Here is an 18,016-nt window from a genome sequence, read left to right on the forward strand (position 1 = left end):
TTGGGCTAGAGCGGTGACGGGCGATGAGTTGCAGGATAAGGACAACCACCAGCGGCTGACTCTACGGGTCCTGCACTTCAGTTGTGAATCCATTGGCGCACAGGCAATCCGTGCCAGTCGAGGACGGGGTGAGTCAGAGCACGGCGCATCGTGCGGCCTGGGCCAGCGCATAGGATCGATCCGGTGTCCCGAGGGCGGCCGCGCGCAGGTACACCGTTCGCGCATCGGCCGCGCGATCGGTACGGAATAGGAACTCCGCCAGCCGCAGACAACCACTCGGATCCAGAGGGTCATGATCGGCCAAGCGGCGGTAGTAGTTATGCGCGGCGTCCAGATCACCGCAGTCCCACGCGGCACGAGCACGTGTCTGCAGGATCGGGATCATGTTTTCCTGCGCGGAGAGCGACGCCTGCGCCAGCGCTCGAACGGCGAAGTCTTCGGCGTTATCGAGCCTGCGCCGAGTGGTCTCGCGATCGCCTCGCAGGTGCGGGACGTAGCTGATCCCGCGCCAGCAGACGCTTCGAAGCAGCAGTCCCTCACCCTCGTCCGGCACCTGCGGCAGCAGCGACTCCGCCAGCGTCGCCCAGGGTTCGGCGGCATCCGCTCCCCCGCTCGAGCGGGCTTTGGAAACAACCAGATTCAATGCGGCGCTCAGCCGGACCGACGCGGGCAGGGTGGCATCGGTCGCGGTACGAACACCGAAAGCCTCGATACCCGCGCGGGCCCGGTGATCATCCGCATCGAGATGCAGCAGCGCCGTATCACGTTGAGATCGCAGTCGCTGGACCTCGAACTCGGCATCGGCATCGTCGCCGGGAGCGATGAGGTCGACGATCACCTCCCAAAATGCCAGCTTGGCAAGAACTTTCACCACTCGCAGTTGCTGAGCAGGCGGCAGGTCCGGCCAAGCATCCACCTGCCCGCACAGGAACTCCCATTCCGGCGACCGGTGCTCCCTCGACAGCTCGCGAGGGTCGTTCAACACCGGGATATCGGGAGACTCCAGTGAGATCCACACCCGCAGCAGCGCGGGTGTGGCGGTCTGATAGAACGGGAACGATTCACCGGCAAGCAATTTCGCGCCCAGATCGGCCGCAACCCGCGCATGGATCGGACCGGCATCGCTGCGCAGATCACAGTAGGCGGCGAGCCCCGAGCGCCCGGAGCCGTTGAGGATATCCATCGTGCAAGGGTGCAAGCTCTGAACCGGCCCCGGCATCGCAGTGTTCTCCGGGGTGAGAAGCGATGCTCAGACCAGCAGGACGCGGCGGCCGCGGGTGTGCCCGGATTGGCTATCCGCATGTGCCGCAGCGGCTTCGGCGAGAGGGTAGGAGCGGTCGACGGGGATGCGGAGGCGGCCTCGGGTGATGAGGTCGACTGCCTCGGCGAGGGCGGCGGGCATGCTGCCGCCGACTCCGGCGAAGCGGATGCCGAGCATTGATGCCTCGAGGTCGGCGATTGTGATGATCTTGTCAGGATCTCCGGTCAGTTCCAGGAGTCCGGGGAGGACGCCCGCGCCACTCAGGTCGAGGGCGGCATCGATGCGGCCGAGGGCGCGGACGCGGTCGACCCAGCCCGGGCCGTAGGTGGTGGGGATCGCGCCGAGGGTGCGCAGGTAGTCCTGGTTCGCGGGGCCGGCCGTGCCGATCACCGTGATTCCGCGGTCGCGGGCGATCTGGAGTACGGCCGAGCCGACTCCGCCTGCCGCGCCGCTGACCAGCAGTGTTTGGCCGGGTTGGATACCGACGAGACCGATGATTCGCAGTGCGGTCTCCACGACCGAGGGGTACCCGGCCGCTTCGGCGAAGGTCAGCTCTTCGGGCAGGTGTGCCCAGGAATTGAGTACCGCGAGTTCGGCGTAGGTGTTCGAACCGCGTCCGAAGACATGGTCGCCGATCTCGACACCTGTTGTGCCGGGGCCTATTTCGTCGACGACACCGGCGGCGTCCTGGCCCACACCGGCGGGTAGGGGCAGCGGGCGGATGCGCTCGAACTGGCCCTCGCGGACTCGCCAATCGTGGGGGTTCACCCCGGCCGCTCGGACCGCGATGCGTATTTGACCGGGGCCGGGATGCGGCTCGGTGGTCTCTGTCAGTTGGAGGACTTCGGGGCCGCCGAACTCGGCGAAGCGCACTGCTCTCATGGATTGAAAATAACGCTAACCGTTAGTGTTTTGCAACGGGTAGTTCTAAGTTCCAGTTACATGTTGATATCTGATAGCATCTCGGTTATGACCGCGCCCACCGGCCGCAGGGAGCGCAAGAAGGCCGCGACCCGCCAGAACATCGCTGACACCGCGCTGCGGCTGTTCCTGGAACGCGGGTATGACGCGGTCGGGATCCGCGATGTGGCCACCGAAGCCGATGTGGCTGTGACCACCCTCTTCGCGCATTTCGCCTCGAAAGAGGCGCTGGTTTTCGCCCAGGACACCGACTTCGAACATCGCCTCACCCGCGCGGTCACCGATCGGTCGCCGAATGAGCCGCTTATTCCATTGCTGCGCAATGAGATTCAGGCCATGGTTCAGCACTGCACCGCCGAGGGAGCCGCACCGATCTTTCGCATGATCGACCAGTCCCCCACGCTGCGGCAGTACGAGGAATCGATGCGGCTGCGGCACGCGGAGTCGCTCGCGACCGCCCTCGCCGCCGACCTCGGCCGGCCCGCCGACAGCATAGCCTGCCGGGCAATCGCCCGATTCGTCATCGACGCCTACTCCCTCGGCCGTGATTCGGCGCACCCCGAAGCCACGGTGAACGAGGTATTCCGAATGATCGAAGCCGCCTGGGCGGCCGGAATCGGTTGAGCTATAGGCGATCCGGGGCGTGCGGTCAGATCGCCGGTGGGCGACTAACTCGCGATCAGGCGGCGCAGCGCGGCCTGCGCGGGTGGTCCCCAGGTAGGTTTGCCGCCCGGCAGACCGCGGACACCGGCGTCGCCGATCTGGATTCCGGCGAGTGCGCGCAGCACCGCGCAACCGCGAGCACGACGCCGGGTCGCGGGGTCCGGGCTCGGAGCGTAACTGTCGAAGAATTGTTCGACTGTGTTGTCGGGCAATAGAATCCACGCGGACGCGAGATCGTAGGCGGGGTCGCCAGCGCACAGATCGCCGAAGTCGATCACACCGCAGATCGCGCCGTTCTCGGTCAGCACGTTCGCCGGGTGCAGATCGCCGTGCAGCCACATCGGCGGCCCATCCCACTCGGGTGCGGCGAGCGCGTCCTCCCATATGGCGCGCACCGAGTCGGGATCGGAGATCGAACCCCGATCGGTGGCTTCGGTGAGTTGTCGGTCGAACCATTGCGATCCGGCAGCAAGCGGCCCGCCACGCCCTCGGCCGACAGGTGCGTGTTCGGGGGCGGGGTGATGCAAAGCGGTGAGAAACGACGCCAAAGCGGTGACCGACTCCACGCCGTCGGTGATCGGTGCACGGTCGGCGGGCTCACCCGGCACCCAGGTCGTGACAATCCACGGGTGCGGGAAGCGCTCGGACGGTGCGCCGAGCCGCTGCGGAATAGGAACCGGCAGTGGAAGATTCGGCGCGAGAACCGGTACCCAGGTGTGCTCTTTGACCAATAGCTCAGCGGCCGAATCGGTCGCCCAGGGCAATCGGACGGCGAGATCCGCACCGAGCCGCCAGATCTGGTTGTCCCAGCCGCGCGCACCGAGCTGAATCGGACGATCAGCCAGATCCGGGTGCTGGTCGCGCAACAGCTCCCGCACCAATTCCGCGGTGACCTCGATATCGGTGTGCGTCATGCGCACCAACGGTAGTCAGGTTCGCAACGGGCGAAGGTGCGAAAATCCCACACCTGTGGTGGGTGGGAAGCGGCAGCGCCGATTCCTACCCTGAGGTGATGACACAGCCGCCCCCGGCCGCAGGCTGGTATCCGAACGGCACCGTGCTGCGCTGGTGGGACGGGTTTCGGTGGACAGAGCACACTCAGCCGCTTCCGGTGAGAACTACAGCGACACAGCGGGTTTCGCCTGATCCGCGCCTGCTCGACGAGCGGAGCGTGGTCTTTCGACACAAGGCCGAGCTCGTCGACCACCACGAGTGGACCATTACCGATAGGCAGGGCGTGCCACTCGGAGCGCTGGTGCCAATCGGCGCCAGGGCGCTCGAACGGCTGGCCGGAGGCACGGTCGAACTTCGTGATGAACAGGACGCGCTCATACATACCCTCACCGAGGATGTCGTGCGGTTCAAGACCGTCACCCGTATCGCCGGGCTGGGCAGAATCACCCTGGGCTGGTCGGCCAGAACCAAATTCACCCTCAGCACGGAGGACGACCGAATTCTCGGGACGATCGAATGCGCCGAGAAGTGGTCGAAGCGATTCCTGATCCGCGATCCCGAGGATCGACAGATCGGCAGGATCGACTACGAAGTAGTACCGCTGAACCGTCACGTGATCGACCGGTACGAGATGTGGGTACACCTGGATCAGCCACTCACCCAACCTCTTGCCGGTCTGGTGCTCGCGGCGACCCCACGCGTCTATCGCGACATTCGACGGCGTTCCATGCTGAGCTGACCGCGTCGACGGCGCGCGGGCTTGATCAGGTATCCGGTTGCAGGGTGCCGTCCGCGATCGCCAGCGCGCGTTCGAGCATGCGAGTCACCTCGTCGGCCCGGTCGTCGAAATCGTCCCAGAGGGAGCCGACGTCGTTGAGGCGCTGGTGGTCTCGGTGGCGGGCGGCGACGCCGGCGGCGAAGGTGTCTTCGAGTTCGATGGATTCCGGCACCGGTGGAGCGGACGAGCGCTCGCGAAGCGGGACGGTGGCGCGGGTGCGGTAGGCCGGGAGCGGGCCGCTCAGGTGTGCGGCGACGATTGTGGCGATCGAGGTGGCGGACAGTGGGCGCAGCCAGGTGACCAGGTTGTCGTGCATGGCGGTGTAGCCGCGGGCGTCGAAACTGGTGAACAGGGGCAGCTTCGCGTGTGCGGGGTCGAATCCGGCCGCGGGCAACGTGTTTCGACTGAGGTGATGTTCGAGCAGGCCACGACCGGCCGGGTGCGGGGCTAGGCGCACCACATCGGTCCAGCGGCGCAGGATCGCGACCGGGCAGGTGTCCGGATCGCCGGTCGCGGCAATCGAGGCCAGGCCGTTGGCGATGATCGCGTGATCGTCGTGCAGAGTCAGATCATCCTGGACGAGGTCCGCGATCTGGGCGTAGGTGAGCCCGGCGGCGGACAGCATCAGCAGGGCGGCATTGCGGCGGCCGAACAAGCCGCGGGTCCAGCCCTTGGTCGGGAGCTGGCGCACAATCGAATTCACGCGCGCCGTGATCCGCTCGCCGCGGGCGGAACGGTGTTCGTTGAGCGCGGTCCGCAGGGTCGCCGCACGTCCGGGTACGGGCAGGCCCGCGACAAGATGCGCCTGATTGATCGCGCTCAGGCGGGTCCGATGGGTGCCGCGGCTGCCGGGGTGATCATCGAGGTACGCGGCCACGGTCAGGGGCGTGGCGGGTAGTGACGGGTGATCGGTTGCGGCACACCAGCGGGCGAACAACTCCCAGGGGCGGTGGTAGCGCGCTGCGAGACCCAGAGGTGGTCGGCGAGCATTCGTGCCCAGGTCTTCTGCCTGCCCGGGTTGCGGTTGAGGCACGCCCGGAAACACCGCCGGTGGGAGGTCCTGTCCGAGGCTTTGACGGATTGTCCACGGGGACAGCGCCCCACCGATCGGGCTAAGTGCCCGCGGTTCGACAGCATGTCCGAGCGCGCTGGTCTGCGCATGGCGGCTGCGCGTTCCGAACGGATCTATGGCGGCAGGATCCAGACCTGCCGCGACGGCCCGTTGATGCACCATGCGGGTGATGGAACCCGCTGTGAGGGAGCCGTCTTCCTGCGGAAGGCCATTGCGAAGCGCACGGAACAGCGGTGCTTCCGGAGACGGTGCGCACGGCCACGGGCCATCGCAGATGTGCCGGTCGGGACTGCCTTTCGCGGTGTGCACCAGTCGAATCACGGCCGCCGCACCAGCGTCGGCGGCGCGCTCGCGCACCGCCTCCGAGTCCATGATCGTTTCGCTGTTCGCATCCGATCGCATTGTGTGCGATGCCCGCTCATACCCAGCGTCGTAGTCGGCGATCACGGCCAGCCATCGCAGGTGCGCACACCATGGACACAGGCGAGCCGACTCGCCTTTCGGCAGATAGCGATTCGCGGCATCGCCCTCGGTATCTCCAAGACGCACCGCCAGCCACTCCCCCACCCCGTCGCCGACCCGCGCGACATCCTGAACGGCCAGCCGCGCGAGCTCATCGCGGTGCAAGCCGCCGCTGAATCCGAGTGTCAGCGCCGCGATATCGCGGCGCGCCGCGACCTGCGCGGCCCAACCCCGCGCTCGCGCTTCGATATCGGTTACGAGGGCCTCGAGATCCGCCGGGGCCAGCGGTTCAGCGCGGCGCGCAGGGTCGGTGGCCCCGGTCCGTCGGCCTCTGATCTTGCGCATTGCCTGGACAATCAGCGGATCGCTCCCCGGATGCGGGTGTCCCGCACTCGTATTCCGCTCGCCGATCGCGGCCAGCCAGACGGTGAATGTCGAATCCCGATACCGATATTCGGCCCCGGTCCGCTCCCGCGCGGCTTCGCCCAGATACTTCGCCACCGTCGCCGGGTCGGCAGGAAATGCGCTGTGCCCGTTCGCCAGACACCAGCTCTCGAACCGACGCCAGGCAGAGCCGTAGGTGCGTCGAGTATTCGATTCCGTGGTGGTCTGCCGATCGACCCGCAACCCAAGCTCCCGCGTCCGAAGGTCAATGCCTGAGGAAGCTTAACGACCCAGCCGCGTCGGCCGCCGGAAGGCGCGAGGGTCGGCAATCCTCGCAAAAGCGCCCGACACCCGGCTCACCGGAAGGCGGCCGCGTGATCGGTCGCCCACTGATCGAAGGACGATGCGGGTCTGCCAGTGACAGTCTCGATGGTCGAGGTGATCAAGGTTGAGCGCGAACGCTTCTCGGCGGCTGCCAGCAGGGCATCGACCAATGCGGGTGGGCGGCCGTCGGCGAGCATTTGGCGGCGTGCGTCCACAATGGGTACCTCCTCGAATCGCAACGGGCGGCCGAGAGCGGAGGCGATCGCGTCGACTTGCTCGGGGCGGCTGATCACCTGCGGTCCCGTCAGGAGATAGGTCTGGCCGGCATGGGTATCGTCGGTGAGCACCGATGCGGCGACGGCCCCGAGATCACGCGGGTCGACGACCGCGGTGGGGGCGGTCATCGGTCCTTTGACCACACCGGTCGCACGGATTTGCTCCGCCCAGCCGAGGGTGTTGCTGGCGATGGTGTCCGATCGCAGAATCGTTGGAATGAGGCCGGTTCGGCTGATCCGCGCTTCGATCTCCGCGTGCATGGCGAAGATCGGGTCGTGGCGTTCCTCGTCGGTGCCCACACCCACCGACGACAGATAGACGATCCGGCGCGCCCGCTGACCGATCGAGTCGAGGACCGCGGGCGCGGCGTCGGTGGTCAGGAACGGCCACATCAGCAATACCGTGTCGACGTCGGCGAGCGCCGCGTCGAGTGCGGCGGGATCGGTGAGGCTGCCTTCGACCGTTTCGATACCGATAGGCATCTCCGCCGAGGTGCTCTCCCGTGATCGCACCAATGCTCGAACCGGATGCGTGCCAAGGTCGGTGAGCCGATCCACGACATGCCTGCCGACCTTGCCGGTCGCGCCGATCACCAGAATCATGCCCCGCACCTCAGTTCTTCGAGATTTCGATGATCATCAAAATATCGAATTGTTCGGTACTGTCAAACCATGCGGTCTCTGCACCACCCCACCCTCGACTCGCTCGAACTCGCGACAGTCCTGAACGCGCTGTCGGATCCAGTGCGGTTGCAGGTCGTCGGGCAGCTCGCGGACGCGGGCGGAACCGTATGCGGCGCTTTCGACGTCCCGGTGAGCCCCTCGACCCTGTCGCACCACCTCAAGGTCCTGCGCGAAGCCGGGCTGGTGCGCGTCATCCAGGAAGGAAGCTGCCGCCGCCACACCCTGCGCCTCGACGAGGTCGAAGAACGCTTTCCGGGCGTGCTGAGCAATATCGTTCGCTCCGTGCACTCCGAGCTGCGATCGGCGGGGTAGCGCGCCCCGCCCCGCACGCTGGGGGCATCGGAATCCCTGTCTGTTCGAGCCAACCCGAACTTGAAAACGTTGCCGGAGTTGATCTCTCGAACAAAGGATGCACGAAATGAACATGCTCGTTTCCGCTTTGCGCACCGGTCTGGTGGCCGCGGCCGTCACCGCCACGATGGTTGGCGGATCGGCCCTCGGCTCGGCGGCAGCACCGGATTCGACCGGCGTACCCCTCGATGTCGCGGCCCCCACGACCCAGCCGAGCCAGGCCGGATCGATCTGGGCCACCACCACCGGTAGCGCCGCACTGGACCTGCTGACCCTGCTGGGAGCCCCGACCGGCAGCCTGCAGAAGCCCTGCACGCTGCCCAACCCCATCCTGTGCCAGATCAACTGACCGCGCTCGGTATGCGTCGCGAAAACGGGGTGGTCGGTCGGATGCCGCGCTGAGCAGGGCGGATAATTGTCGCTTGTTTGACAGCGATGGTTGCGGGTATGTGCGTACACGCAGCACGTTGACAGCAGATCGTTCCCACGCGGTGGCCGTGCCGGTACTCCGGACCGGCCACCCACCAGCGGAGGAGAGATCATGGCGAAAACAACGTTGGAAGCGCTGATCGGCAGCACGGCGCGCGATGAAGCCGGAGCCGAGATCGGCAGGATCAAATCCTTTTTTCTCGACGATGAATCCGGTACCCCGACCTGGGCGGCGGTATCTATGGGCGGGGGGCAGCAAGCGTGTCTGGCCCCGCTCGCCGGTGCTGAATACCGGCCTGAGGATAATTCTGTTCGCCTGCGCGTTGACCGCGAAATGGTATCCACCGCACCGCATCTCGACCACGACGGGCGCATCGACGCCCAGGCCGAACAGCAGCTGCTCGCCCATTACCGGGGCGGACAGCGACGCGGTGCCGCATCGGTCGCGGGCACGCGAATCCAGCCCGCCATGGACGAGCCGATGACCCACGGTTACGGCGATGCCGAGTCGCTCCTGCGCTCGGAAGAGCGCCTCGTGGCCAATACCGACCGTGAAGAGGTCGGCACGGCACGACTACACAAGTACGTCGTCGAGGAAGAGCAGACGATGAACGTGCCGGTCAGCCATGAGGAGGTGCGAATCGTGCGGGAGCCGATCACCGATCCGCGTGCCGCGGAGCATGCCGATATCGGTGAGCAGGTCCAGGAGGTCACCCTGCACGCCGATCGCGTGCGAATCGACACCGAGACCGTTCCGGTCGAACGCGTCCGCCTGGCGGTCGATGAGGTCGAGGGCGAACAGGCCGTCTCGGGCACGGTCCGCAAGGAGCGCATCGAAACCGAGGGCTTCGAGCCGGAGAACCGCGGAAAGCATCGCGGCGCATAACCTTTCGTCCCCTATCCGATTCAATACCAGGAGGAACCATGGAATGGCTGCTGGGTTTGCTCGGAGGTGTCGTCGGCGGTGGGATCGGCGGTGCGAGAAGCCGATTCGGGCCGGTCGTGCACGGTGTCACCGGGGCGGTCGGTGGCGGCATCACCGGCGCGATCATCGAATCCGCCACCGGTAGCGGACTGGATTTCGGTCAGATCCTCGCTCAGGTCGCCGGTGGCGGCGCGGTAGGCGCGCTGTTCTCGGCGGTGCTGGGCATCGCGAGCAAACCCAAGGCGGGAGTGGCGCGATGACGCATTGGAAGAGGCCGCTACGCGGCGCGACACTGGCATTCGCGTTGATCATGGCCTGTGGCAACGGGTTTCTCGCACCGATGGCGAGCGCTCAGCCGGCCGATGCTCAGGCGGCGATCGACTCGCACTATCAGGACAAGGGTGGTGCGTCGTCCCCGCTCGGTGCGAAGACCGGTGGCGTCTACGCATTCGGTGCCGACGGTGCCGCGCAGGACTATCAGGGCGGAAAGATCATCTACTCCGCCAACACCGGAGCCAAGGTGATGTACGGGGCGATCCTGGACAAGTACCTGGCGCTGGGCGGTGCTGACGCCGTGGGATATCCGACCAATGATGAATCGGATGCTCCGGTCGCCGGTACCGCGCGATTCAGCGAGTTCTCCGCACCCGAGGGCGCGACCATCGAATGGAGCCCGCAGAACGGCGCATGGCTTGTTCAGGGGCCCATCCGTACCGCGTGGTCGCACCTGCGCGCGACCGACGGGGTGCTGGGTGCGCCGATGAGCGACACCAGCGTCGCCAATGGGGTGTACAGCCAGACGTTCCGCGGGCAGGGTGCGGATCCGGTGCAGATCAGCTGGAACCAGGCCGGTGGCTTCACGACCATCCCGGCTGAGATCGCGACTCAACTCAGCGGTCTGGATGTCTCGGTACCGGGTGCTCCTCCCGGACAGGCCGCAACCGCTGGAACCGCAGCAGCCACCAGCTCCAGTTCCAGCTCGGCCTGGAAGTGGTGGGCGCTACCACTGGGACTCGTTATCGCGGCCCTGGCGGGCGGTCTCGCCGCGATGGTCACGAAAAGCTCTCGCCGTAGCAAGCATTCGACTCCCGGGGCCGGTACGTCGATGCCTCGATCGGGAGCCGGTGTCGCCGCGGGTGCGGGTGGTATGACCCGCAGTGCCGGAGCGCATTTGGCCACCGCGAGTGAGCGGGCACGCTCGTTCACCTTCGGTGGTCCGGGCGGGCAACGCGCCTGAGTTGTCGTGCGAGGGTGGAGTGTCCGCGATTGTGGGCACTCCACCTTTGCCGTATCAGCCGATCGCGCGTAGTCGGCGCGACACCTTCTTGATCACGTGCGTCGGGCTCGGGTAGAGCGTCAGCCCGGCCTTGTCGTCGACCGTCACCCGCAGATCGGGGTAGAACGCACGCACGGACTCGAGATGCTTGGAGAAGTCCCTGCGGAACTGGAAGCGGCCCTGCTTGGTATCGGCCAGGTTCGAGCCGAACTGGAGCATCAGCAGCGGCCAGGACAGCTGTACGGGATCCTCGAGCTTGAACATCCGGTAGGTGAGCCAGATGTAGATATCCATGGCCATGGGCGCGCCCTGAAGCAGGTTGAGCACGTTCATATCCACCGGAACCGGATGGTCTATGACCTCTTTGAAGAACTCCGGGGACAGCGTGATCGAACTCGGCATCAGGTACTGCTGACCCTCGCGGCGCTCACCGGTCCACCACAGGTCCCAGTTGCTCGCGACGCTGAGCTTGATTGCGCGCGAACGCTGTTCGGCGTAACTGTCCTTGAAGTCGATGGTGATGGTCGCGCGCAGCAGACGCTCGGTCTGATTCTGGAAGCGGCCGATCGTGCCGGTCTTGCCCCCGGTCGCCCGGCCCAGGCCGACCTTGCGCATGTACTCAGATTGCGAGCTGCCGAGATCGATCATCGGCTCACCGGTGAGTACCGCTTCGGTCGAAATATGGGCCAGGATCAGGCGGGGAACGCCGCCGAAGGGGAAGCCGTAGGAGCGGGTCACGCCATTCTCGACCCGCAGGCCGGGCTGGACTGTGATTCGAACCGGTCCGCTTTCGCGACCCCACGCCGTGCGATCGGTGCCGGGGTCCTTGTAGGGCAGGCTGAACTGGGTGAACAGCCGCCCCAGGTAGCCAACCTCCTGGAGCTCCCGCTCACGCTGCGCTTGGAGCTCAGCAGCCATTGCTGCGAGTTCCGCGTCATCTCGTTTCGGCCGAGCCATGGGCGTTAGCATTCCACGTTCCCCCTCAAAACTCGCAATGACGAGATCGGCGTGTCGGTGGTGTTGCGCATACGAAGCCGACTTCATAGCCCCTGAAGTCGTATTTCAGGATATGTGCGCGAGGGAGATTCTCATAATGGCCACGGTCGGCAAGAAATGCGCAACTACCCGGGCTCTTGGGGCGCATGGGGAATTCGACCAGGAACAATAGCCAACTCGTGCGCATAAGAAGCCGACCTTGCTGACTCAAGCTGACCATCTCGATGTCACAAATGCGCCATCGGGGTGAGGATGCGGGCGTGGGCGCATGGGCGGGCGATGGCTGTGAGCGAGTGGGGACAGCCCGGAGAAGGGGCGCTCGAAGCGGGCGCGCGGCGCGGACTTGTCCACAGGCAACGACCGGCTACTACTACTAGTTATCTTTTTCTACAAGAAAAGAGAACTACTTGTAGGGGCAAATTTATGCCGTTTGACCTGCGCATATCCAGGGCCTCGGTCGGCAACAAATGCGCAATAGGTCGGCAGCTAATGTGTGGATGAGCCGGAATCACGACGTTTTCGGTCGGCGGCAAATGTGTGGACAAAATCCACCGTCCACAGGGTTATCCACAGATTCATGCACAGAGTCGGCAAGAAATGCGTGGAAGCTCCTCAAAGAGTAGATCGCGCCGTCCAGGTCGGCAAGATATGCGCACTTTTCCGCGTGTCGCGGGTATTCGAGGGCAACGGCGATTCCAGCGCTGATCAGGCACTTTGATTCCGGCCGGGCGAAACACCCTGTGTCGAGTCACAACCGCGTTCCGGCCACGGCCGCAGCTCGGTGCGGGGCGGATCCCGCTCTTGGTCGGCAAGATATGCGCACGGCCGGGAGTGACCACGAGGCTTTCGCCAGGGGGCGTGGTCGGCGAAATCTTGCCTGTGACCTGGGATGGTCGGCTTCCTATGCGCACTGTCGTGCGCCTGTGAGTGCGCATAACAAGCCGACCGATGAGGCGGAAGAAGCCCACCGAGCACGCATAAGAAGCCGACCTCGTGATCCCTCGGGTGGGCCGAGTCGGCCATTTATGCGCACGGGTGGTGGTGATGCGACCGTCCAGACCCTGCTGACCAGCGCCTGTTCACCCTCGATGTGCATCCGTCCCAGGACAGCGGCATCGCACGAGGTCGGCTTCGTATGCGTACGCACTCACGCACGCATACGAAGCCGACCTGCCGATACACCTGCTCTACGCATACGAAGCCGACCATCTCCCCAGGGATGAGAAGTCGAGGTCGGCAAGATATGCGTGGTCCGTCGGGCTCGAGGGGCGGGACCCAAGTCGGACATACCGGCACCGCGATTGCCGGTTTCGTCGCTTCCCCTCATGAAATTCGGGGCTTGACCAGGGAGGTCGGCTTCTTATGCGCACCGCGCGCGAGGCCCCGGGTCGCCCGTTTATGCGCACTTCAAGTGCGCATATCTTGCCGACCGCACCTCGCGGCAGGTGCCGCAGTTCCGATCGTTTCTGGTGGTCCGGGCCGCCGCTGGATCGGAAAGCGCCAGGTCAGGGGCAGGGTCGGCGCAAAATGCGTGGACCCAACCCGGACGCGGTCGGCGATGAATGCGTGGCAAGGAGTGCCGCGAGGTCGGCCTTTAATGCGTGGCGACGGTGGACGGCGGTCGGTCACGAATGCGTGGACGGGGCGGGGTCGGCCGTCAATGCGTAGCTGAGCGGGTGAAGTCGGCCGTAAATGCGTGGCAGAGCGGGGTGAAGTCGGCCGGGAATGCGTGGCGGAGCGGGCTGGGGTCGGCCGGGAATGCGTGGGCCGGGTCGTCGGGTCGGCTATGAATGCGTGGCGAGGTCGGCAAGATATGCGCAGCAACTGGGAGTTCTATGGTCCTCAGTCCGCTCGGGCGCGGACTCCTCCGGCAGCCTTGGACTCGGATTAGCTCTCTGACCTGGGCGGGTCGGCTTCTTATGCGTGATACATCGCCTGGTGCAGTCCGATCGTGGCACGCATTAGAAGCCGACCGTGGTGTTCGTCAGCGCTGGATCGCGGCGATGTTGTCCCCGGTCGGCTCCCCCGCGGGCCCGCCTGGCTCGAGATTTCAGGTGCCGAGCCGAGGTTTGCGGTCGGCAAGATATGCGTGGTCTCTCGGCGTCTTCCGTTGAGCCTGGTTCCGCAACCGTCCATATCCAGCGTCGGATCCCAGCTGATTCGTGCGGCATATGCACAGGTCAAGGCCATCTTTGTAGCTAGGGTCGGCAAGAAATGCGCACGATCGACGGGAAGATGCATCGAGTGCAAGTCGGCTTCCTATGCGCACTCGGTCGCACGGTCTGCTCGCCATCGAACGCTGCGGACCGCGACGGACCACGCATAAGAAGCCGACCTTCCGCAGAAGAACCTGGGCTGACCTGGTGATATCGGTCTGTGTTCGGCACAGTCGGCTTCTTATGCGGTGCAGTCGCTGCTTTGCGGTGCAGTCGGCTTCTTATGCGCACGACGAGGCAGTATCGAACTGCGGCAGGTCAGAAGCCCGAGATATACCTGCGGGAGCACGCATAAGAAGCCGACCCGGGCTGGTTGAGGGCTGCCCGCTCGCTGGTTTCGCGGCGGCCTGTCCCATCCCTGGGACTTTGACGGTTGTAGCCGTCATCGTGTGTGCATCGCGGCCTCACATCATGATTCCCGCGGACCAGGGGTGCCTGCGGCAGAGCCTGAGGCCCTGCGCGCGGTGCTGTCGGCGCCCCTTCACGAGAGTTCGGCCGTGAGTGGGGATCGGTGCTGGAGGACGCGAAACAGTCCCGCATTCTGCAGGGAGGATCCTGGAACCAGGCGGAAACCCGGATGGGGCACTCTCGAGGACCTGCTCGCGCATCGAACGCCGGCCCTCCCCTCCCCCGCCCTCGATGGCTACCTCGAGGTTCAGTCACCTGATCGACGAAGGCGCCGTGAGGCGCATGTACTCCTCATTCAGGGGCGCAGCTGACGTAATTCGTCGGACTCAGCGCTTCAGGGCTGCCAGATCTACCAGCTGGTGATGCCCGCGTGGCGCGTGAAGTTCACCGAAGTCGGGGACTAAAATCGGTGTTGACCTGCTGATACAGTCCCTTGATGCGCAAGGTGAGCGATTATCACGCGTCAGAACGAATATTTATCAGGTGACTGTGCAGGGGATCTGGTTTCAGCGGGTTTTGCCCTGCTTCAAGCCTAAGGGTTTTGGCGCGAGAGTTGGGTCAGGCCGACACGAAGTCCCCGCATAGCGGCGGTATCGGCAGATCGCCCGAAACTTCTCTCCCCTCTCCCCTCTCCCCTCTCCCCTCTCCCCTCTGCGGCCGATCTGTGCGATGTTGCGGTTCGGCCGTGATGAACTCTGGGCCAGCTGTCCGGCTCGTTCGGCAGTGCTTCATTCTGCGTTTGCCCGGTCGCGGGCTCTCGGCGCCTCGTTGGCGGACATAGCCGCAGGTCATGCGCCACTAGGCCCTAGATCGCCCGTATACGCCTCTTTGTGGTCAAAACGAACATCGGTATGCCAATGGGGTTCTGATCGATTTACGGGGCAATGAGGGCGCATTTCCGGTTTTGGGGGTGCCGAAAGGGCTGCAAGTCGGGTCAAATCGGCTGATTTCTGGGCAAAGTTGGCAATCTTGCAGCTATCTCACTTTAGAGAGGGTTGGTGCGCGTCTCGTGGACTATCGGATGCGCAGAAAGCGTCCTGCGGTTGCAGGAACGCGCGCTGCGACGGCCTGGTGCAACGTGGTCGGTGCGAAGCATCTTCGCTTCGGTTGGACCGTGTTGATGCGTTGTCTGCCGCACCGCACTTGTGCGCTGGCCCAGGTGTTTCGATTGGTCGGCGGGATACGCACGCCGAGGTCGGAGACCTCCTGGAGTCGGTGTACCGGCGAGATGAATTGGCCGAGTTGGGAAAGACGCACGAATCCATCGCTGATGGCGGGCGAGGAAACCGCCGCGGCGATCGTCTGCTGATTCGCTGTCTCTATCCATGAGGCGCGCACAGAAGGTGGTCATCCGCCGCGTAGTGAACTGATCTGACATGCGACATGTTCGTCGGGATTCTCGCGAGGCGTTCGACATGTGCGACGTAAAGCGTGTTCGGGATGTGCGCGAGGTTGAGGACGCTGAAGGTGATCGCGTCTTGCCAAGAGCGATGCCGGTGAAGACGTCGCACGAGTAGGTCGCTAGGTCGGATGACGCTGTTCGCATCTTCGGAGTGAGGTCCACCTGTGGCGGAGGCTATAGGCATGCCGCGTGATGGGCCGGGCTCGAGATGTTGGTCGATGCCACTCCCCCACATCGGTTCTCGGCGGGGCAGAGGTGCGGTGGCGACCGATCGCGCGGTGATACTTCGTAGATCAGTCGTAAGCCTCGTGCGTCCCGTGCTGTCGTTATCTCGCACACGAGGTCGGCGAATCGTGGCCCTGCGCGTGGATCTTTCGAATCCGACTCGAAGGGCACCTCGACAGCAGATGCGGTCGTCGGCCGGTTCAGCCCGTGAATCGGCTGTGCCGCCAGGATGTCTCGGTCGTGCGCGAAATGAGCGAGCAAGCCCGGGATGGCCATAAGGACCGCGATGATCGTCATCGACGCCGGGATCCGGCAGAGCCTCAGGAGTCTTCGGTACTGACCAACCGTTGCCAGGTTCTCTTCTTGGCAGCCGTATCGATTCTCCGAATCGCTTCAGTGCCTGGCGACTTGGCCGCCTAGGAAGACCGCGAACTGGGCAGACTGTGGCTAGACTCCAGGGAGTTCAAGTACGACGCCGAGATGCGCGAATGACGAAGGAAGGGAGACGCGAATGCTGTGCATGATCCAGCCGCAGTCGCCGCTCCTTCAGCGTCTCAATGGTCGTGCGGGATCGCGAGTCTCGGCTCTCGAATCGGAGCGATACTCCTCCCCTCTGGCCAGGTTCTCGGGTGCCTCTGCCGGGTTCAAAATGGCGTCTGAGCTGCCGATGCATGTCCATACCCTCACATCTGCCAATCTGATCCCCGCTGCAAAGGTCATTCCTAAGGTCGTATGTAAGACCGTTGGCGCGACAGATTGCAAGACATTGCATCAGACATTCGACACGACAGTCGACACGACCTTAGCGACGGTCAATGGATTGAACTGCTGGTTTGCTGTTGCGGCGACAGGTGATTGGGAAGATGTAAAGCTCCAATCGGTGGCGGCCTCCATGGGATTGGCATCTACATCGAGAACTGCCTACTTGATGGCACGTCTGAATGCTGATGTATCTGCACTTGATCGGGCTAGGGTCATGACCCTGGGATCTGCAGCACTGCATGCGCTTGAACATGCAGTCGCTCATACACATTCATCGGACACCGAAGGTGTGAATGTATCGGCGTTTATGACTACCCATGACGATGGCGAGAGATCGGCATGGACGTCCCCCTTTGCTTCGGTATCTACGACTGCATACACATCGGTATCGGCTACGGGTGATATGAGTGCGATGCATCAGGACTTGCGCTCGCCCGTGGCGAAGGGCTTTTCGGTCGTAGAGTTCAAGGTAGACAACACGTCCTGTAGAAACGCTCTTGAATCCGCCTCTGGAAGTATCTTCAAATCGGACGTTGCTTCGTCCAATGCAACCGCATCTGCAACGGGTTTCGTCGTGACAGGCAGTACGGCATATCCAAGGGAAATCAGCATGGCTGACGCAGATGCACAGGCTATGAGTAACCTACCTGCACCGATACAGATCGATGTGGTTGCCTGTGTGCACGCACTCTCCGAGGTCGGTATCGATGCCTTCCGTATGGAACGTCAGGATGCCTTCAACGCTGCCTCAGATTCGACGCATATCAAGAGCTTCATCCGGGCAGATCACATGGACGTCGGTACCGTATGTGTTGCGGCAGTTCAAAGGTCGCTGAACGCGACCTCATCAACGCCCTCAATACTGGTATGTGGCCAGGTAGATGAGGAGTCAGCTGTCACGGCCGTTGAAGCTATCGGTGCTCTGGGCAAGATTGCAGGCAAGTCCATGGACTTCGCAACACTCAAGACATCGGTACGAGACCATGACCATCGACCGGGCAAAGCCAAAGCGCAACAGATGACACGAGTTTCCGCACTGCCCAATACATCTCACAATGCGCTGGTCAAGACATCTCCGACCGTCGTTTCATCGGACGATGCACAGTCATCGCCACAGGCAGATTCCTGGACTCCCAGTCAGATCGCCTGCACGGGATAGGGATTGGCTCACGCGTCCACCTGAGTAGCGGGCACGTAAAAGATCGCGACACACCCCCTCCAGATGGTTGGTTCGGCGGTGTGCGCTGG

General features: G+C 64.2%; 14 protein-coding genes. 8 read left to right on the top strand and 6 right to left on the bottom strand.

Annotation, left to right across the window (positions count from 1 at the left end):
* Window positions 1-133: 133 nt before the first annotated feature.
* A complete protein-coding gene (locus ACFC0O_RS21710; protein WP_375960505.1) occupies window positions 134-1,183 on the bottom strand; it encodes a tetratricopeptide repeat protein in 1,050 nt (349 codons plus the stop codon).
* Between the two features lie 66 nt (window positions 1,184-1,249).
* Complete coding sequence (locus ACFC0O_RS21715) at window positions 1,250-2,143, bottom strand: NADP-dependent oxidoreductase (RefSeq protein ID WP_375960507.1); 894 nt, start codon at window positions 2,141-2,143, stop codon at window positions 1,250-1,252.
* Between the two features lie 87 nt (window positions 2,144-2,230).
* Between ACFC0O_RS21715 and ACFC0O_RS21720 the strand changes: the two genes are divergently transcribed.
* Complete coding sequence (locus ACFC0O_RS21720) at window positions 2,231-2,806, top strand: TetR/AcrR family transcriptional regulator (protein ID WP_375960509.1); 576 nt, start codon at window positions 2,231-2,233, stop codon at window positions 2,804-2,806.
* 44 nt (window positions 2,807-2,850) lie between these two features.
* On the opposite strand, the gene ACFC0O_RS21725 is transcribed toward ACFC0O_RS21720, so the two are convergent.
* Window positions 2,851-3,759, bottom strand: a complete 909-nt coding sequence (locus ACFC0O_RS21725) for an aminoglycoside phosphotransferase family protein (protein ID WP_375960511.1) — start codon at window positions 3,757-3,759, stop codon at window positions 2,851-2,853.
* 98 nt (window positions 3,760-3,857) lie between these two features.
* Between ACFC0O_RS21725 and ACFC0O_RS21730 the strand changes: the two genes are divergently transcribed.
* The gene (locus tag ACFC0O_RS21730) at window positions 3,858-4,538 is read left to right on the top strand and encodes a DUF2510 domain-containing protein (protein ID WP_375960513.1); all 681 of its coding nucleotides are present in this window, start codon (window positions 3,858-3,860) and stop codon (window positions 4,536-4,538) included.
* A 25-nt stretch (window positions 4,539-4,563) separates the two neighbouring features.
* On the opposite strand, the gene ACFC0O_RS21735 is transcribed toward ACFC0O_RS21730, so the two are convergent.
* Together ACFC0O_RS21735 and ACFC0O_RS21740 are read right to left on the bottom strand one after the other, a co-directional pair.
* Window positions 4,564-6,612, bottom strand: coding sequence for a hypothetical protein (locus ACFC0O_RS21735; RefSeq protein ID WP_375960515.1), 2,049 nt, complete (start codon window positions 6,610-6,612; stop codon window positions 4,564-4,566).
* 239 nt (window positions 6,613-6,851) lie between these two features.
* On the bottom strand, window positions 6,852-7,697 hold the full coding sequence (locus ACFC0O_RS21740) for an NmrA family NAD(P)-binding protein (protein ID WP_375960517.1): 846 nt from the start codon (window positions 7,695-7,697) through the stop codon (window positions 6,852-6,854).
* 69 nt (window positions 7,698-7,766) lie between these two features.
* Between ACFC0O_RS21740 and ACFC0O_RS21745 the strand changes: the two genes are divergently transcribed.
* The 5 genes from ACFC0O_RS21745 to ACFC0O_RS21765 all read left to right on the top strand — a co-directional run bounded on the left by ACFC0O_RS21745 (window position 7,767) and on the right by ACFC0O_RS21765 (window position 10,720).
* On the top strand, window positions 7,767-8,090 hold the full coding sequence (locus ACFC0O_RS21745; RefSeq protein WP_375960519.1) for an ArsR/SmtB family transcription factor: 324 nt from the start codon (window positions 7,767-7,769) through the stop codon (window positions 8,088-8,090).
* Between the two features lie 106 nt (window positions 8,091-8,196).
* Window positions 8,197-8,478: a hypothetical protein gene (locus ACFC0O_RS21750; protein WP_375960521.1), complete on the top strand. Its 282-nt coding sequence runs from the start codon at window positions 8,197-8,199 to the stop codon at window positions 8,476-8,478.
* A gap of 192 nt (window positions 8,479-8,670) precedes the next feature.
* On the top strand, window positions 8,671-9,444 hold the full coding sequence (locus ACFC0O_RS21755; protein WP_375960523.1) for a PRC and DUF2382 domain-containing protein: 774 nt from the start codon (window positions 8,671-8,673) through the stop codon (window positions 9,442-9,444).
* Between the two features lie 38 nt (window positions 9,445-9,482).
* Window positions 9,483-9,743 (top strand): hypothetical protein, encoded by a 261-nt coding sequence (locus ACFC0O_RS21760; protein WP_364649923.1) that lies wholly within the window; start codon window positions 9,483-9,485, stop codon window positions 9,741-9,743.
* On the top strand, window positions 9,740-10,720 hold the full coding sequence (locus ACFC0O_RS21765; RefSeq protein WP_375960525.1) for an LGFP repeat-containing protein: 981 nt from the start codon (window positions 9,740-9,742) through the stop codon (window positions 10,718-10,720). Before ACFC0O_RS21760 ends, ACFC0O_RS21765 begins: the two co-directional genes overlap by 4 nt.
* Before the next feature lie 54 nt (window positions 10,721-10,774).
* Here the strand turns inward: ACFC0O_RS21765 and ACFC0O_RS21770 are convergent, their stop codons facing one another.
* A complete protein-coding gene (locus ACFC0O_RS21770) occupies window positions 10,775-11,716 on the bottom strand; it encodes a replication protein RepA (RefSeq protein WP_364649929.1) in 942 nt (313 codons plus the stop codon).
* A gap of 4,939 nt (window positions 11,717-16,655) precedes the next feature.
* Between ACFC0O_RS21770 and ACFC0O_RS21775 the strand changes: the two genes are divergently transcribed.
* Window positions 16,656-17,927: a hypothetical protein gene (locus ACFC0O_RS21775; protein WP_375960528.1), complete on the top strand. Its 1,272-nt coding sequence runs from the start codon at window positions 16,656-16,658 to the stop codon at window positions 17,925-17,927.
* Window positions 17,928-18,016: the final 89 nt, after the last annotated feature.

It is taken from the genome of Nocardia sp. NPDC056100, assembly GCF_042266325.1.
In the GTDB taxonomy this organism is placed as follows: domain Bacteria; phylum Actinomycetota; class Actinomycetes; order Mycobacteriales; family Mycobacteriaceae; genus Nocardia.

What these genes read in the sequence shown, in the direction of transcription:
- ACFC0O_RS21710 (WP_375960505.1), bottom strand. Translation starts at nt 1,183, where the DNA reads ATGGATATCCTCAACGGCTCCGGGCGCTCGGGGCTCGCCGCCTACTGT.
- ACFC0O_RS21715 (WP_375960507.1), bottom strand. Translation starts at nt 2,143, where the DNA reads ATGAGAGCAGTGCGCTTCGCCGAGTTCGGCGGCCCCGAAGTCCTCCAA.
- ACFC0O_RS21720 (WP_375960509.1), top strand. Translation starts at nt 2,231, where the DNA reads ATGACCGCGCCCACCGGCCGCAGGGAGCGCAAGAAGGCCGCGACCCGC.
- ACFC0O_RS21725 (WP_375960511.1), bottom strand. Translation starts at nt 3,759, where the DNA reads ATGACGCACACCGATATCGAGGTCACCGCGGAATTGGTGCGGGAGCTG.
- ACFC0O_RS21730 (WP_375960513.1), top strand. Translation starts at nt 3,858, where the DNA reads ATGACACAGCCGCCCCCGGCCGCAGGCTGGTATCCGAACGGCACCGTG.
- ACFC0O_RS21740 (WP_375960517.1), bottom strand. Translation starts at nt 7,697, where the DNA reads ATGATTCTGGTGATCGGCGCGACCGGCAAGGTCGGCAGGCATGTCGTG.
- ACFC0O_RS21745 (WP_375960519.1), top strand. Translation starts at nt 7,767, where the DNA reads ATGCGGTCTCTGCACCACCCCACCCTCGACTCGCTCGAACTCGCGACA.
- ACFC0O_RS21750 (WP_375960521.1), top strand. Translation starts at nt 8,197, where the DNA reads ATGAACATGCTCGTTTCCGCTTTGCGCACCGGTCTGGTGGCCGCGGCC.
- ACFC0O_RS21755 (WP_375960523.1), top strand. Translation starts at nt 8,671, where the DNA reads ATGGCGAAAACAACGTTGGAAGCGCTGATCGGCAGCACGGCGCGCGAT.
- ACFC0O_RS21760 (WP_364649923.1), top strand. Translation starts at nt 9,483, where the DNA reads ATGGAATGGCTGCTGGGTTTGCTCGGAGGTGTCGTCGGCGGTGGGATC.
- ACFC0O_RS21765 (WP_375960525.1), top strand. Translation starts at nt 9,740, where the DNA reads ATGACGCATTGGAAGAGGCCGCTACGCGGCGCGACACTGGCATTCGCG.
- ACFC0O_RS21770 (WP_364649929.1), bottom strand. Translation starts at nt 11,716, where the DNA reads ATGGCTCGGCCGAAACGAGATGACGCGGAACTCGCAGCAATGGCTGCT.
- ACFC0O_RS21775 (WP_375960528.1), top strand. Translation starts at nt 16,656, where the DNA reads ATGGCGTCTGAGCTGCCGATGCATGTCCATACCCTCACATCTGCCAAT.